The following is a 13,230-nucleotide window of genomic DNA, read 5'->3' as shown; positions in this document are numbered from 1 at the left end:
GCTGGGCACGCTGACGTCACTGTTAGCCATGATTGCGCCAACCAGAAAGTGACACTAAAGTATCACTGTCGCTGTCAATTTCGATCAAGGTGAGTCCATGAAAGTTGAGCTTGTTACAAACCTCAAGCGCCAAGCCACAAAAATCCTGGCTGACCTGCATCTGTCCAAGGAGCCGGTGTTGATCACTGAGCACGGCCAGCCATCCGCATATCTTGTTGATGTGCAGGATTTCGAATTTATGCAGCGTCGACTTGAGCTGCTTGAGGGGCTATCCCGAGGAGAGCGGGCTGTGCTTGAGGGAAGAACGTACAGCCAGAATGAGGCCAGGGAGAAAATGAGTAAATGGCTGAAGTAATCTGGACTGAGCCGGCCCTTCAAGAATTAAACGCCATCGCAGAATACATTGCTCTGGATAATCCAGCCGCAGCACGCCGTCTGGTAAAAGCGCTTTTCGACAAAACCAACCGCCTGAAAGACTTCCCCCAATCCGGACGAATTCCTCCAGAGCTCCCTGATTCGGTATACAGGGAGGTAGTGGCACCACCATGCCGCATTTTTTATCGTGTGGATGAGACGCGGGTTCTGATTCTTTATGTCATGCGCGAGGAGCGGCAGCTTCGGACATACATATTTGAGAGCAGCTAACCAGGCGAGCAGCCCTAAGGAATCGCTGATCGAATCAGATTGGTGCAGCTGCTGGGCAGCTATGATTTGATCAGCCACCAGGATGCGATATCTCAAAACACTGGATGGAGTGCCCATGACAACCGGATTTGCCAGCTTCACTCACCTCTCACGCAGCATCGCCCTGGCGGCCATGCTGTTGCTTTCCGGTTGTGATGCCTTTACCGATGCCGCAACCCGGCTTGCCTATGACCTTGAAGGGGCGGCCAGGCAGTTGAAGGCGCATGGCGACAGATTCACCCTGCACCATAAAACGCCCTCTGTAGTGGTCAACTGATTCCGGACACGGATTTAAGTTTTTCTTCCGCCAGCACCGGAGCGATTCCACCATTGAAGGCATGTGGCCGCTCAGTGTTGTAATACCCCATCAAATAGCTGCTGATATCCTTCCTGGCTGCCGCCAGACTTTGATAGCCCATCGCCGGCACCCACTCTGTTTTCAGACTCCGGAACAGGCGCTCCATTGGCGCGTTGTCCCAGCAATTGCCTCGGCGACTCATGCTCTGCACCATGCGGTAGCGCCAAAGCCTTTGCCGGAACTTGCGGCTGACATACTGAGACCCCTGATCAGAATGGAACATGAGCTTCTCCGGACGTCCTCGCTGCTCCCAGGCATGATCCAAGGCCTGAACAACCAAGTCCGCATCTGCCGTATCAGACATCGCCCAGCCGACCACGCGACGGGCACACAAGTCCAGGACTACCGCCAGATAGCTCCAGCGCTGGCCAGTCCAGATATAGGTAATATCACCACACCAGACCTGATCAGGCTGTGACACATCAAACTCACGATCCAGCCGGTTGGGAATGTCCAGCCGCTCCACTGTGGCGCGTTTATAGGCGTGAGGTCCTGGCTGCTTGCAGACCAGGCCTAACTCGCCCATCAGCCGGCGCACCTTGAATCGACCGATCTCGATGCCCTGGTCGTTCAGCAAGCCCTGTATGGTGCGACTGCCTGCGGAGCTGCGGCTTTTGTTGAACATCTCGTTAACCCGGGCTCTCAGGGCCACACGCTCAGCATCCACACACTGTATCCTCTGGCGATGTTCGTAGAAGCACGAACGGTTGATACCAAAAGCTGCGCACACCATGTCGACCGGCGCCTGCTCTCTCAACTGGTCAATCAGCGTGTACGTTTCCAGTCGTCCGACATCAAGAGAGCGGTAGCCTTTTTTAATATGGATTTCTCCATTTCAAGCCGCCGGCACCGTTCTTCCAGCTCCTGAATCCGCTGCTGCTCTGGCGTTATGGCTTTGCCTTTGGGTGTGACGCCCTGTCGTTCATCGCTGAGCTGCTGAACCCAGCGGCGCAATGCTGATTCGCCAACGCCCATGGATGTGCAGGCCTGGGCAATGCTGTAGCCCTGATCAAGCACTAGGCTGGCTGTTTCTTGTTTGAATTCAGGGGTAAACGTACGTCGCTTTCTAGTCATCGAACACCTCTCAATGGCGAGCATTGTCGCCTAAGTGGGTGTCCGGTTTCATTAGACCACTACACTCTCGGGCAGGCCAGTGCAGTGGCCCTTACAGGGTGCAGCTGGACAAGGTCGGGGCCTTGGTGATCTGGTGCAAGGATGAACATGGTGTGGTGGTATCCAGTCCTGGTACTTCCTACCACCGGCGTTTTGTTCACACGCCTGAAACCTATCTGGTGGACAAGCAGGCCGGGGAAACGCTGGTTATTGAACTGGAACAGCAGGGCAGCCTGGCTGTCATCGTCAAGGTGTATTGAAGCTGGCGGGAATTATTGACGCTGGTGCTGGCCAATTCTGAACTGATCAGCGAGCTCTTACAGCAAATGCGCTTCTGGCAACATACGTTGGTGGAGGATGCGGATAACTTCAACGACACCGTCGCTAGCTACCCTGTATAAGATGTGATGGCTTGCTTGTGGATACTGTCGGTAGCCTGGGCTGAGATCCTCGCAAGATTGCCCCAGATTCGGATTTTCACCCAACAGGTGGAAGCACTGGTCGAACTGAAGGATGTAGTGGTTTCGTTGCTCCCTGCCCCATCTACGCTCGGTGTACAGCGCAATTGACCTGAGGTCGGCTTTGGCCTTCCTGGAAAGCTTGAAGTTCGGCATCAGCGCTGTTCATTGTCCAGTTCGCGAATAAATGAATCATAGGCGTAGTCTTCAAAACCACTGTCCTCGCCTTCCTTGAGCAGTTTGCGGAGCGTCGTCAGGCGGGTTTCGGACTCCTCAAGCAGGCGCAATCCAGCACGAACAACTTCGCTGGTTGAGCTGTATCGGCCATTTTTGAGCTGTTCTGCAATGAACGCATCAAAATGCTGACCTAGTGTGATGCTGGTGTTTTTTTGCATGATGCCACCTCGCCAATACCAATAATTGGTACATTCTGGTCCGACCAGAATAACAATGCAATCCACACGACCAGCCACTGATTACCGGCGTTTTAAAATATCCGGAATTTTCGTTGTCAGCACCAGCGGACGGGATAGCTGGTGGTGTGGTGGAACAGGCTGTTGCCACTTATCGGGGCTGGCTGGGCCAGCCCCGCCCTGCCCTGCCCTAGCCCAGTGACTTGACCGCTTCGATCATCTGCACCATGACTTTCTGCGCATCACCGTAGACCATTGAGGTGTTGTCGAGGAAGAACAGTTCGTTTTCCACCCCGGAGTAGCCCTTGCCCTGGCCGCGCTTGACCACGTAGGCCTGCTGCGCCTGGTCAACGTTGAGGATCGGCATGCCGTAGATCGGGCTGGACTTGCGGTGGCGGGCGGCCGGGTTGACCACGTCGTTGGCGCCGATGACGATGGCCACGTCGGTCTGGGCGAACTCTTCGTTGATGTCTTCCAGGTCGAAGATAATGTCGTAGGGTACGCCCGCCTCGGCCAGCAGCACGTTCATGTGTCCGGGCATGCGGCCGGCTACCGGGTGAATGGCAAAGCGCACGTCCACGCCCTGCTTCTGCAGCAGCTTCACAAACTCATACAGCTTGTGCTGGGCCTGGGCCACCGCCAGGCCGTAACCCGGTACGATAATCACCCGGCTGGCGTAGAACATCGAGATGGCCGCATCGCTGGGGTCGATGGCCTTCATGCTGCCTTCGATGCCCTCCTCGCCACCGTCGCTGCTGTCGCCGAACTGGCTGAACAGCACGTTGGCTACCGAGCGGTTCATCGCCTTGGCCATCATCAGCGTCAGCAGAGTGCCGGCGGAGCCGACCACGGTGCCGGCGATAATCATCGCCGGGTTCTGCAGCACAAAGCCTTCAAAGGCCACTGCCAGACCGGTGAAGGCGTTATACAGCGAGATCACCACTGGCATGTCGGCGCCGCCAATCGGGGTGGTCATCATCACCCCCAGCGCCAGCGACAACAGGAAGAACACGGTGATCAGCAGCATCGGTGTGGCCGCACCGCCGACCGCTGCGCTGATGATCGCCGCACCGGTGGCCAGGGTGCCGAAGAACAGCACGGCGTTGATCAGTTGCTGCATCGGCAGACGCAGGGTGCGATTCAGCCGGCCATCCAGCTTGGCCCAGGCCACCAGCGAACCGGACAGCGCCACCGCGCCAATCAGCCCGCCAAGGACTGCCAGCACACTGACCACCAGTCCGTGCGACTGGGCATTGCCGGAGTAGAGTTCGATGGCGGCAATCGCGGCGGCGGCACCGCCACCCATGCCGTTGTACAGGGCGACCATCTGCGGCATGTCGGTCATCGCGACCTTTTTGCCGCTGTACCAGGCCCAGCCGACCCCGACCCCAAGGGCAACCAGCACCAGGATGATGTTCATGGTCAGGTAGGGTTGTGCGCGCTCGTTGACGTCAAAGCCGTAGAGGAAGGCCACCACGACCGCAAGCGCCATGCCCCAGCCGGCAACCAGAATGCCGGAACGGGCGGTGACCGGGCTGGACATGCGCTTGAGGCCGTAGATAAACAGCAGTGCGGCAATAAAGTAGGCCGCGTCGATGATGAACTGGGTATCCATGGCTTACTCCTTGTCCGCCGATTTTTGCTTGCTGGGCTTGAACATCTCCAGCATGCGTTCGGTCACCACATAGCCGCCGGCGGCGTTGCCGGCGCCGAGCAGTACGCCAAAGAAGCCGATCACCTGTTCCAGCGGCGAGCCGGCATTCAGCAGTGCCCACATGGCGCCGACCACCACGATGCCGTGGATAAAGTTGGAGCCGGACATCAGCGGGGTGTGCAGGATCGCCGGTACCCGGGCGATGATTTCATACCCGGTAAAGGCCGCCAGCATGAAGATGTACAGGGCAACGAAGCCGGTGATTACGGTTGTCGGTTCCATGGCTTATTCCCCCGTTTCCACGGCCTTGCGTGCCGTGTCGTTGATGATCCGACCTTCATGGGTCAGCAGTGCGCCGGCGAGGATTTCATCCTCCCAGTCCGGTGCCAGTTCGCCGTCCCGGACCAGCAACGGCGCCAGCGCCAGCAGGTTGCGCGCATAGAGTTCCGAGGCGTGTTCGGCCAGGTGACTGGGAATGTTCAGCGGCGCCACTATGGTCGCCGGGCCGACTTCCACGGTGTCGCCGGGCTGGGTCAGCGGGGTGTTACCGCCGCCCTCGGCGGCCAGGTCGATAATCACCGCGCCGGCCTTCATGCCCATGATCTGTGCTTCGCTGATGATTTTCGGGCTGGGCCGGCCGGGAATCGCGGCGGTGGTGATCACCGCATCGGCCTGCTGGATATGCCGGGTCAGCACCTCGGCCACCCGCGCCTGCTCCTCGGCGGTCAGTTCGCGGGCGTAGCCACCCAGACCACTGGCGCTGACGCCGGTATCGACAAATTTGGCGCCAACCGATTCCACCTGCTCCTTCACCTCCGGGCGCACGTCGTAGCCCTCGGTCATGGCGCCGAGCCGGCGGGCGGTGGCCAGTGCCTGCAAGCCGGCCACCCCGGCGCCCATCACCAGAATGCGTGCCGGGCGCAGCGAGCCGACCGCCGTGGTCATCATCGGCAGGATGCGGTTGAGGCTGGTGGCGGCCAACAGCGCTGCGTAGTAACCGGCCAGCGCGGCCTGCGACGACAGTGCATCCATCGCCTGGGCACGGGTGATGCGTGGTACCAGCTCCATCGCCAGACAGGTGATCTGCCGGTCACGCAGGGCGCGCACAATGGCCGGTTCGCGATGGGCATAGACAAAGCAGCAGAGCACGCTGCCGGCGGGGATCTGTTCGATGTCTTCCAGGCTCGGCGGCTGTACGCGGAAGAACAGCCGGGTCCGTTCCGAGTCGGCCAGGCCGATCTGCACCCCGGCCTGCTGGTACAGGCTGTCGGGAATGCGCGCATGCTCGCCGGCGCCGGGTTGCAGGGTACAGTGGATGCCGAGCTTCTCCAGCTTGGCGACGACGGCGGGCACCAGCGCCACACGTTTCTCGTGCAGCCGGGTCTCGCGGGGGACGAACAGGTGGACAGCCATGGACATGCCTCGCAGCGTGCTTGTTGTTGTGAGCACAAGCATAGCCCAGGCATGGCAGTCGGCGAAACGGCGTCAAAGGCTGGTCAATGCCCTCAACGCACCAGCGTGGTGCTGTATTCGTCGGCCACCTGCTGCATCAGCACGCGGTTGTCGTGCTGCCATGGGTGGAAATCCTCGCGGAAAAAGTCGCGATAAGCGCCGAACAACTGGCGAAAGAAGCCGCCCCGTCCCCACAGCCAGCGCATGCCACCCCACCACACCGCAAAACTCAGCTGACCGTCGCGGCGCAGCATGTGCAGGGTGCCGCGGGTGACGTCCTTGAGGAAGAACCAGGTGGACAGGCGCATGGCCTTGCGCAGCATCTTGCGGTCGCCACACACCTGCATGAATACATCAAAGGCCACCGCCTTGTGCTCGGTTTCCTCCAGCGCATGCCAGCGCCACAGGCGGCGCATTTCCGGGGTGGCATCGGCCAGCCACTGCGGGTCACGCAGCACGGCATCGGCCATGATCGCGGTGAAATGCTCCATCGCCACGGTAGCCGCCAGCCGGCGCTCGGGCGGGAATTTTTTGTTAACGAAGCGGATGCGCTGTTTTACCGGGCGTTCCAGCGCATCGATGTCATAGCCGAGGTCGCGCAGCCGGTTGTTGTAGTCGATATGTTCGCGACTGTGGTGGGCTTCCTGACCGATAAAGCCACGGATCTGCTGCTGCAGTTCGGGATCCTTGACTTGCTCGCGGTAGTGGCGCACCGAGTCGATAAAGAACTGCTCGCCATCCGGGAACAGCACCGACATGGCGTTGAAGAAGTGGCTGCGAAACGGGTCATTGCCCAGCCACCAGCGCGGCAGCGGGTCGGGTGTGGCGACATCCAGCCGGCGCGGGCGGATGTCGAGGTTGTCCGGGGTGAGCGACTGCATGACGGGCCTCGTTTGCCTGATGGCATTTATTATTGGTAGCCCGTGCATCCTAGAACAGTTGTGGCGCTGGTTAAAGCGGACCGGTCAGCCCTTGATTTCCTGCAGGCTGTTGCCGCCGTCGGCGACCAGCATCTGGCCGGTCAGGTAGCTGCAGCCGGGGCTGGCGAGGAACAGCGCGACGCGGGCGATTTCCTCGGGGGTGCCGGGGCGGCCGACCGGGGTCTGGCGGGCGGCTTCCAGTTCCTCCGGGGCGCTGGAGCGGGTGGCAATCCAGCCGGGGGCTACGGCGTTTACGGTAATCCCCTGCCCGGCCACCTCATGGGCAATCGCCCGGGTCAGGCCGACCATCGCCGATTTCGCGGCGCTGTAGGCGGCGGTGCCGGGGAAGGTCACCAGCGGCCCGGTGACCGAGGCGATATTCACCACCCGCCCGAAGCCGGCAGCCAGCATATGTGGCAACACCGCCTGGCTGACGTGCACGCAGGTATTCAGGTTGAGGTCGATATCGCGCTGCCACTGGGCAAAGGGAATCTGGTGGAACAACTGCGCCGGCGGGGTTTCCTGGCCGGTCTGGCTCATGCCGGCGTTGTTCACCAGTATGTCGATGCGACCATAGCGCTGGATTACCGCCTCAACCAGCTCGGCGACCTGCTCCGGGTGGGTCAGGTCGGCGACGTGCGCCATGCACCGCACGCCCTCGGGGTCCAGCTCGCGCTGGCGCTCGAAGATGCGGTTGGTGGTCGAGGTCAGCACCACGCTGGCGCCGGCCAGATACAGCAGGCGCGCGGTGGCAAAGCCGATACCCTCGGCGCTGCCGGCCCCGGTTATCAGCGCGACCCGGCCGCGCACATCGGAGATCGAATGTGGCATGTCAGTCGGCCAGCCGCCAGCTGGTGCCACCCTTGCCATCCTCCAGCACCACGCCCATGGCGGTCAGCTGGTCGCGGATGCGGTCGGATTCGCCCCAGTTCTTCTCGGCACGGGCCTGCAGGCGCGCCTGAATCAGCGCCTCGACTTCAGCGGCATCGACCTTGCCGGCGGCGCCGGCCTGCAAAAACGCCTCGGCATCCAGTTGCAGCACGCCGAGCAGCCCGGCCAGCTCGCGCAGGCGCGCCGCCAGGGCAGCCGCTGCCTGGATGTCGCTGTCCTTCAGCCGGTTGACCTCGCGGGCCATGTCGAACAGCACTGCGCAGGCTTCCGGGGTATTGAAGTCGTCGTCCATCGCCGCGCCAAAACGCGCAACAAACTCCTCACCGCCGGCTGCAGCAACCTCCGGCAACCCTTTGAGTGCGTTGTAAAAACGCTCCAGCGCTGCCTTGGATTCCTTGAGGTTGTCCTCGGAATAGTTGATCGCGCTGCGGTAGTGACTGGACACCAGCAGGTAGCGCACCACCTCCGGGTGATACTTCTCCAGCACCTCGCGAATGGTGAAGAAGTTGCCCAGGCTCTTGGACATTTTCTCGCCATCCACGCGCACCGCGCCGGCGTGCATCCAGGCCATGGCGTAGGGCTTGCCGGTGGCCGCCTCGCTCTGGGCGATCTCGTTTTCATGGTGCGGGAACACCAGATCCGGGCCGCCGCCGTGGATATCAAAGGTGTCGCCGAGGCAGCAGGTGGACATCACCGAGCATTCGATATGCCAGCCGGGACGACCGTCACCCCAGGGTGAGGCCCAGCTCGGCTCGCCGGGCTTCACGCCCTTCCACAGGACGAAGTCCAGCGGGTCTTCCTTGGCCTCGTCGACCTCGATGCGTGCGCCAATCTTCAGGTCTTCGATCCTGCGCCGCGACAGCTTGCCGTAGCCCTCGAACTTGCCGACCCGGTAATACACGTCACCGTTGCCCGGTGCGTAGGCGTAGCCCTTGTCGATCAGCGTCTGGATCATTGCGTGCATGCCGGCGATATGCTCGCTGGCGCGCGGTTCCTGATCCGGCGGCAGTACCGCCAACCGGCGCTCGTCCTCGTGCATGGCGTCGATCATGCGCCCGGTCAGCGCCTGGAAGCTCTCGCCATTCTCGTTGGCGCGCTTGATGATCTTGTCGTCAATGTCGGTGATATTGCGGATATAGGTCAGCCGGTAGCCACTGTGGCGCAGCCAGCGCGCCACCACGTCGAAGGCCACCATCACCCGCGCATGGCCGATGTGGCAGAAGTCGTAGACGGTCATGCCGCACACGTACATGCGCACATGGTTGTCTTCCAGCGGCTGCAACGGCGCCTTCTGCTTGCTCAGGGTGTTGTAGATCGACAGTGCCATCAGCCCCCCCAGGAGTCACGCAGGGTGACGGTGCGGTTGAATACCGGACGCGCGGCGCTGGAGTCCTTGCTGTCCAGGCAGAAGTAGCCTTCGCGCTCGAACTGGAAGCGCTCGTCCAGACTGGCCTGGGCCAGCGACGGCTCGGCGCGGCAACCGCTCAGCACCACCAGCGATTCCGGGTTGATGTTGTCGAGGAAGCTGCCGCCCTCTTCGCCCTTGTCCGGGTTGGCGGTCTTGAACAGACGGTCGTACAGGCGTACTTCGCATTCCACGCTGTCGGCACCCGGCACCCAGTGGATCACGCCCTTGACCTTGCGGCCCTCGGGGTTCTTGCCCAGGGTGTCCGGGTCATAGCTGCAGCGCAGCTCGACAATGTTGCCGTCGGCGTCGGTGATCGCCTCGTCGGCACGGATCACATAGCTGCCACGCAGGCGCACTTCGCCGCCCGGTTCCAGGCGCTTGTAGCCCTTCGGCGGATCGATCATGAAGTCGTCACGGTCAATGTAGATCTCGCGGCTGAACGGCAGCACGCGCACGCCCATGTCCTGCTTGGGATGGCGCGGCAATTCGAGGTTTTCCACCTGGCCTTCGGGGTAGTTGCTGATCACCACCTTCAGCGGGCGCAGTACGCACATGGCGCGCGGCGCATTGGCATCCAGATCATCACGGATGCAGAACTCCAGCACACCCATATCCACCACGCCATCCGAGCGGGTCACGCCGATGCGCTCGCAGAACTCGCGAATCGCGGCCGGGGTATAGCCACGCCGGCGGAAGGCGCTGATGGTCGACATGCGCGGGTCATCCCAGCCGTCCACATGGCCTTCGTCGACCAGTTGCTTGAGCTTGCGCTTGCTGGTCACCGTGTAGTTCAGGTTGAGCCGGGCAAACTCGTACTGGCGCGGCTTGCAGGGCACCGGCAGGTTGTCGAGGAACCATTCATACAGCGGCCGGTGATCCTCGAACTCCAGGGTACAGATCGAGTGGGTGATGCCCTCGATGGCGTCCGACTGGCCGTGGGTGAAGTCATAGCTGGGGTACACACACCACGTGTCACCGGTCTGGTGGTGATGGGCATGGCGAATGCGGTAGATGATCGGGTCGCGCAGGTTGATGTTTGGCGCGGCCATGTCGATCTTGGCGCGCAGCACCTTGGCGCCATCGGCAAATTCGCCGGAGGTCATCCGCGCAAACTGGTCGAGGTTGTCCTCAACGCTGCGCTCGCGGAACGGGCTGTTCTTGCCCGGCTCGGTCAGGCTGCCACGGTATTCGCGGGCCTGCTCCGGGGTCAGCTCGCAGACATAGGCCTTGCCGGCCTTGATCAGCTCGATGGCCCAGGCATGCAGCTGCTCGAAATAGTCGGAGGCATGGCGCACCGCACCACTCCACTCAAAGCCCAGCCACTCGACGTCCTGCTTGATCGCGTCGATATATTCCTGCTCTTCCTTGGTCGGGTTGGTGTCGTCAAAGCGCAGGTGACAGTCACCGCCAAACTCCCCAGCAAGGCCGAAGTTCAGACAGATCGACTTGGCATGCCCGATGTGCAGGTAGCCATTCGGCTCCGGCGGGAAACGGGTGACGATACGGGCGTGCTTGCCGGCATCCAGGTCGGCCTGCACGATCTGGCGCAGGAAGTGGGCGGGCGTGGTGCTTTCCGGTTTGCTCATGGGGCATGCGACTCTGTACAGGGGCGGGCACGGGCGGCGCGCCGATTGTGTCTAGGCCAGTGCGGCCAAAAGCGCTTATCATAGCGCAATCCGCCGGGGGTCTGAATGCACCCGGCGGCTCTCTGACGATTTATTCGCGAAGCAATCGAGGACACCCCCACATGGTCAAGCTGCACACCAACTTCGGCGTCATTACCCTGGAACTGTTCGCCGACAAGGCGCCCAAGACGGTCGAGAACTTCAAGCAGTACGTCCGTGACGGCCACTACGACAACACCATCTTCCACCGGGTGATCAGCAACTTCATGATCCAGGGCGGCGGTTTCGAGCCGGGCATGCAGCAGAAGAGCACCCGTGATTCGATCGAGAACGAGGCCAACAACGGCCTGTCGAACAAGGTCGGCACCATCGCCATGGCTCGTACCATGGAGCCGCATTCGGCCAGCGCGCAGTTCTTTATCAACGTCGCCGACAATGACTTCCTCAACCACAGTGCACCGACCGTGCAGGGCTGGGGTTACGCGGTATTCGGTCAGGTCACTGACGGCATGGACGTGGTCGAGAAGATCAAGGGCGTGAAAACCACCATGCGCGCCGGCCACCAGGACGTCCCGGCGGACGACGTGATCATCGAGCGCGCCGAACTGGTCGAGTAAGCCGCCGATGCGCAGTCTGTTCATTTCGGACCTGCACCTGGAACAGCAACGCCCGGATATTACCCGGGCGTTTTTGCAGCTGCTCGAAGGCCCGGCGGACAGCGCCGAACACCTGTATATCCTGGGCGATTTCTTCGAGGTGTGGCTGGGTGACGATGCCACCGACGGCCTCTCGCAACAGGTGATCGCTGCCCTCGCCGCCCGCGCCGAACGCGGTGGCAAGACCTTTGTCATGCATGGCAACCGCGACTTTCTGCTGGGTCGGCGCTTTTGCCGCGAGGCGCGCTGCCAGCTGCTGCCCGATCCCTGCGTGATCAGGCTGAACGGCGAGCCGACGCTGCTGATGCACGGCGACAGCCTGTGCATTGATGACCTCGACTACATGCGCATGCGCCGCCTGCTGCGCAACCCGCTGAGCCGGCTGATCCTGCGCAACCTGCCACGTCGCACCCGGGAAAACATCGGTCGCAAGCTGCGCGCTGAAAGCAGCCAGCGTACCCGGCTGAAATCCAGCGAGATCACCGACGCCAACCCCGGCAAGGTGGTCGAGATGATGCGTAAATTCAAGGTCAAGCGCCTGATCCACGGCCACACCCACCGCCCTGCCCGGCACCCGCTGGTGATCGACGGCCAACCCGCCGAACGCTGGGTTCTCGGCGACTGGGACAAGCAGGCCTGGGCACTCTGGGCAGATGCCGACGGACTGCAGCAGCAGGCCACGCCGCTGCTTGCCACACCCGACCCAGGCTACCCGGAAGCCCTGACCTAAGCAGCCTCCGAATCCCCACAGCCTAATCCAGAAACACCCGGTCATCCCCGCACAGACGGGAATCCACCAGCCCCCGCCACATGGCGGCTTTTTATGCCCGTCATTCCCGCGCAGACAGGGATCCACGAAGTAAACCCATCGACTCGCCGACCGCACCACCGTCATCCCCGCGAAGGCGGGGATCCAGTGCAGCCCCGTCACTCCCTGGATTCCCGCCTTCGCGGGAATGACGTGAATGTATGGATTCAGACCTGCGCAGAAATGCGTACGACGTCACAGAAACCAGAACAACTCTGCCCCGCCTGCCCAATCCAGCCTATAGCCAGTCTTCAGCCTCAACCAAACCAGCCCAATGAAACAGCCCTGCGTATATATCATCAGCAACAGGCGCAACGGTACCCTCTACACCGGGGTCACCTCGAATCTGCCGCAACGGGTCTGGCAGCATCGGGAGGGCATCATCGAGGGCTTCAGCAGCCGCTACGATCTGAAAATGCTGGTGTGGTTTGAACCCCACACAAACATGGAAACGGCAATCCAGCGCGAAAAGGCTATCAAGAAATGGAATCGGCAATGGAAGCTTCGGCTGATTGAGCAACATAATCCGGACTGGCGCGACCTGTGGGCAGATATTTGCCGATAATTCCAAAGGACATGCCAACCACCATCCCCGCGGGCAAAAGTTCAGTTCAAGCACTGATGCCGCCAACCATACAAACCCGTCATTCCCGCGCAGGCGGGAATGACGTGACCGGCTGGGCGCATGTCTGGGCAGGAATGACGTAATCGCACGGGTGCATGCCTGCGCGGGAATTACCAGTAAGAAGCAGCGTTCAGCCTCTCAGGCCTGGTATCCATATCGCAGGCA

17 protein-coding genes are annotated in these 13,230 nt (G+C 61.4%); 7 read left to right on the top strand and 10 right to left on the bottom strand.

Annotated elements, in window-relative coordinates; translation table 11 throughout:
* Window positions 1-97: 97 nt before the first annotated feature.
* The 3 genes from BMZ23_RS06040 (at window position 98) to BMZ23_RS06030 (ending at window position 961) form a co-directional block, all read left to right on the top strand.
* Window positions 98-355, top strand: coding sequence for a type II toxin-antitoxin system Phd/YefM family antitoxin (locus tag BMZ23_RS06040; RefSeq protein ID WP_093474053.1), 258 nt, complete (start codon window positions 98-100; stop codon window positions 353-355).
* Window positions 343-645, top strand: a complete 303-nt coding sequence (locus BMZ23_RS06035) for a type II toxin-antitoxin system RelE/ParE family toxin (RefSeq protein WP_093474050.1) — start codon at window positions 343-345, stop codon at window positions 643-645. Before BMZ23_RS06040 ends, BMZ23_RS06035 begins: the two co-directional genes overlap by 13 nt.
* A gap of 115 nt (window positions 646-760) precedes the next feature.
* A complete protein-coding gene (locus BMZ23_RS06030; protein WP_093474048.1) occupies window positions 761-961 on the top strand; it encodes a hypothetical protein in 201 nt (66 codons plus the stop codon).
* Here BMZ23_RS06030 and BMZ23_RS06025 read toward each other — a convergent pair.
* Window positions 954-2,116, bottom strand: a protein-coding gene (locus tag BMZ23_RS06025) for an IS3 family transposase (RefSeq protein WP_093474275.1) whose coding sequence is annotated in 2 segments (ribosomal slippage) — window positions 954-1,861 and window positions 1,861-2,116 — 1,164 coding nt in all. Because the reading frame shifts where the segments join, the coding sequence is not laid out codon by codon here. The genes BMZ23_RS06030 and BMZ23_RS06025 overlap by 8 nt on opposite strands.
* A 98-nt stretch (window positions 2,117-2,214) precedes the next feature.
* On the opposite strand from BMZ23_RS06025, the gene BMZ23_RS06020 reads away from it, so the two are divergent.
* On the top strand, window positions 2,215-2,415 hold the full coding sequence (locus BMZ23_RS06020; protein WP_093474045.1) for a hypothetical protein: 201 nt from the start codon (window positions 2,215-2,217) through the stop codon (window positions 2,413-2,415).
* A gap of 57 nt (window positions 2,416-2,472) precedes the next feature.
* Here the strand turns inward: BMZ23_RS06020 and BMZ23_RS06015 are convergent, their stop codons facing one another.
* The 9 genes from BMZ23_RS06015 to BMZ23_RS05975 form a co-directional block, all read right to left on the bottom strand.
* Window positions 2,473-2,769 carry a type II toxin-antitoxin system RelE/ParE family toxin gene (locus BMZ23_RS06015; protein ID WP_093474042.1) on the bottom strand — a complete coding sequence of 99 codons (297 nt, stop codon included), beginning with the start codon at window positions 2,767-2,769 and terminating at the stop codon, window positions 2,473-2,475.
* Entirely contained in the window at window positions 2,769-3,008 is a 240-nt protein-coding gene (locus BMZ23_RS06010) for a type II toxin-antitoxin system ParD family antitoxin (RefSeq protein ID WP_093474039.1), read from the bottom strand. The genes BMZ23_RS06015 and BMZ23_RS06010 overlap by 1 nt, the downstream gene beginning before the upstream one ends.
* A 208-nt stretch (window positions 3,009-3,216) precedes the next feature.
* On the bottom strand, window positions 3,217-4,641 hold the full coding sequence (locus tag BMZ23_RS06005) for an NAD(P)(+) transhydrogenase (Re/Si-specific) subunit beta (RefSeq protein ID WP_093474036.1): 1,425 nt from the start codon (window positions 4,639-4,641) through the stop codon (window positions 3,217-3,219).
* A 3-nt stretch (window positions 4,642-4,644) separates the two neighbouring features.
* Window positions 4,645-4,962 carry an NAD(P) transhydrogenase subunit alpha part 2 gene (locus BMZ23_RS06000; RefSeq protein WP_093474033.1) on the bottom strand — a complete coding sequence of 106 codons (318 nt, stop codon included), beginning with the start codon at window positions 4,960-4,962 and terminating at the stop codon, window positions 4,645-4,647.
* Window positions 4,963-4,965: 3 nt separating this feature from the next.
* Window positions 4,966-6,093 (bottom strand): NAD(P) transhydrogenase subunit alpha, encoded by a 1,128-nt coding sequence (locus BMZ23_RS05995; protein WP_093474031.1) that lies wholly within the window; start codon window positions 6,091-6,093, stop codon window positions 4,966-4,968.
* Between the two features lie 92 nt (window positions 6,094-6,185).
* Window positions 6,186-7,013 carry a metal-dependent hydrolase gene (locus BMZ23_RS05990; RefSeq protein WP_093474028.1) on the bottom strand — a complete coding sequence of 276 codons (828 nt, stop codon included), beginning with the start codon at window positions 7,011-7,013 and terminating at the stop codon, window positions 6,186-6,188.
* Between the two features lie 84 nt (window positions 7,014-7,097).
* Window positions 7,098-7,883, bottom strand: a complete 786-nt coding sequence (locus BMZ23_RS05985) for an SDR family NAD(P)-dependent oxidoreductase (RefSeq protein WP_093474272.1) — start codon at window positions 7,881-7,883, stop codon at window positions 7,098-7,100.
* 1 nt (window position 7,884) lies between these two features.
* On the bottom strand, window positions 7,885-9,270 hold the full coding sequence (cysS, locus tag BMZ23_RS05980) for a cysteine--tRNA ligase (protein WP_093474025.1): 1,386 nt from the start codon (window positions 9,268-9,270) through the stop codon (window positions 7,885-7,887).
* Window positions 9,270-10,937 carry a glutamine--tRNA ligase/YqeY domain fusion protein gene (locus BMZ23_RS05975; RefSeq protein ID WP_093474022.1) on the bottom strand — a complete coding sequence of 556 codons (1,668 nt, stop codon included), beginning with the start codon at window positions 10,935-10,937 and terminating at the stop codon, window positions 9,270-9,272. Before BMZ23_RS05975 ends, cysS begins: the two co-directional genes overlap by 1 nt.
* Window positions 10,938-11,098: 161 nt before the next feature.
* On the opposite strand from BMZ23_RS05975, the gene BMZ23_RS05970 reads away from it, so the two are divergent.
* The 3 genes from BMZ23_RS05970 to BMZ23_RS05960 all read left to right on the top strand — a co-directional run bounded on the left by BMZ23_RS05970 (window position 11,099) and on the right by BMZ23_RS05960 (window position 13,005).
* Entirely contained in the window at window positions 11,099-11,593 is a 495-nt protein-coding gene (locus BMZ23_RS05970) for a peptidylprolyl isomerase (RefSeq protein WP_093474019.1), read from the top strand.
* Window positions 11,594-11,600: 7 nt separating this feature from the next.
* Window positions 11,601-12,362, top strand: a complete 762-nt coding sequence (locus BMZ23_RS05965; protein WP_093474016.1) for a UDP-2,3-diacylglucosamine diphosphatase — start codon at window positions 11,601-11,603, stop codon at window positions 12,360-12,362.
* A gap of 352 nt (window positions 12,363-12,714) precedes the next feature.
* The gene (locus tag BMZ23_RS05960) at window positions 12,715-13,005 is read left to right on the top strand and encodes a GIY-YIG nuclease family protein (protein WP_093474013.1); all 291 of its coding nucleotides are present in this window, start codon (window positions 12,715-12,717) and stop codon (window positions 13,003-13,005) included.
* Window positions 13,006-13,230 lie beyond the last annotated feature (225 nt).

This window comes from Halopseudomonas yangmingensis, from assembly GCF_900114825.1.
GTDB lineage: Bacteria > Pseudomonadota > Gammaproteobacteria > Pseudomonadales > Pseudomonadaceae > Halopseudomonas > Halopseudomonas yangmingensis.
Note: the sequence above shows the minus strand (reverse complement) of the source record. Positions and strands in the feature narration are given on the sequence as shown.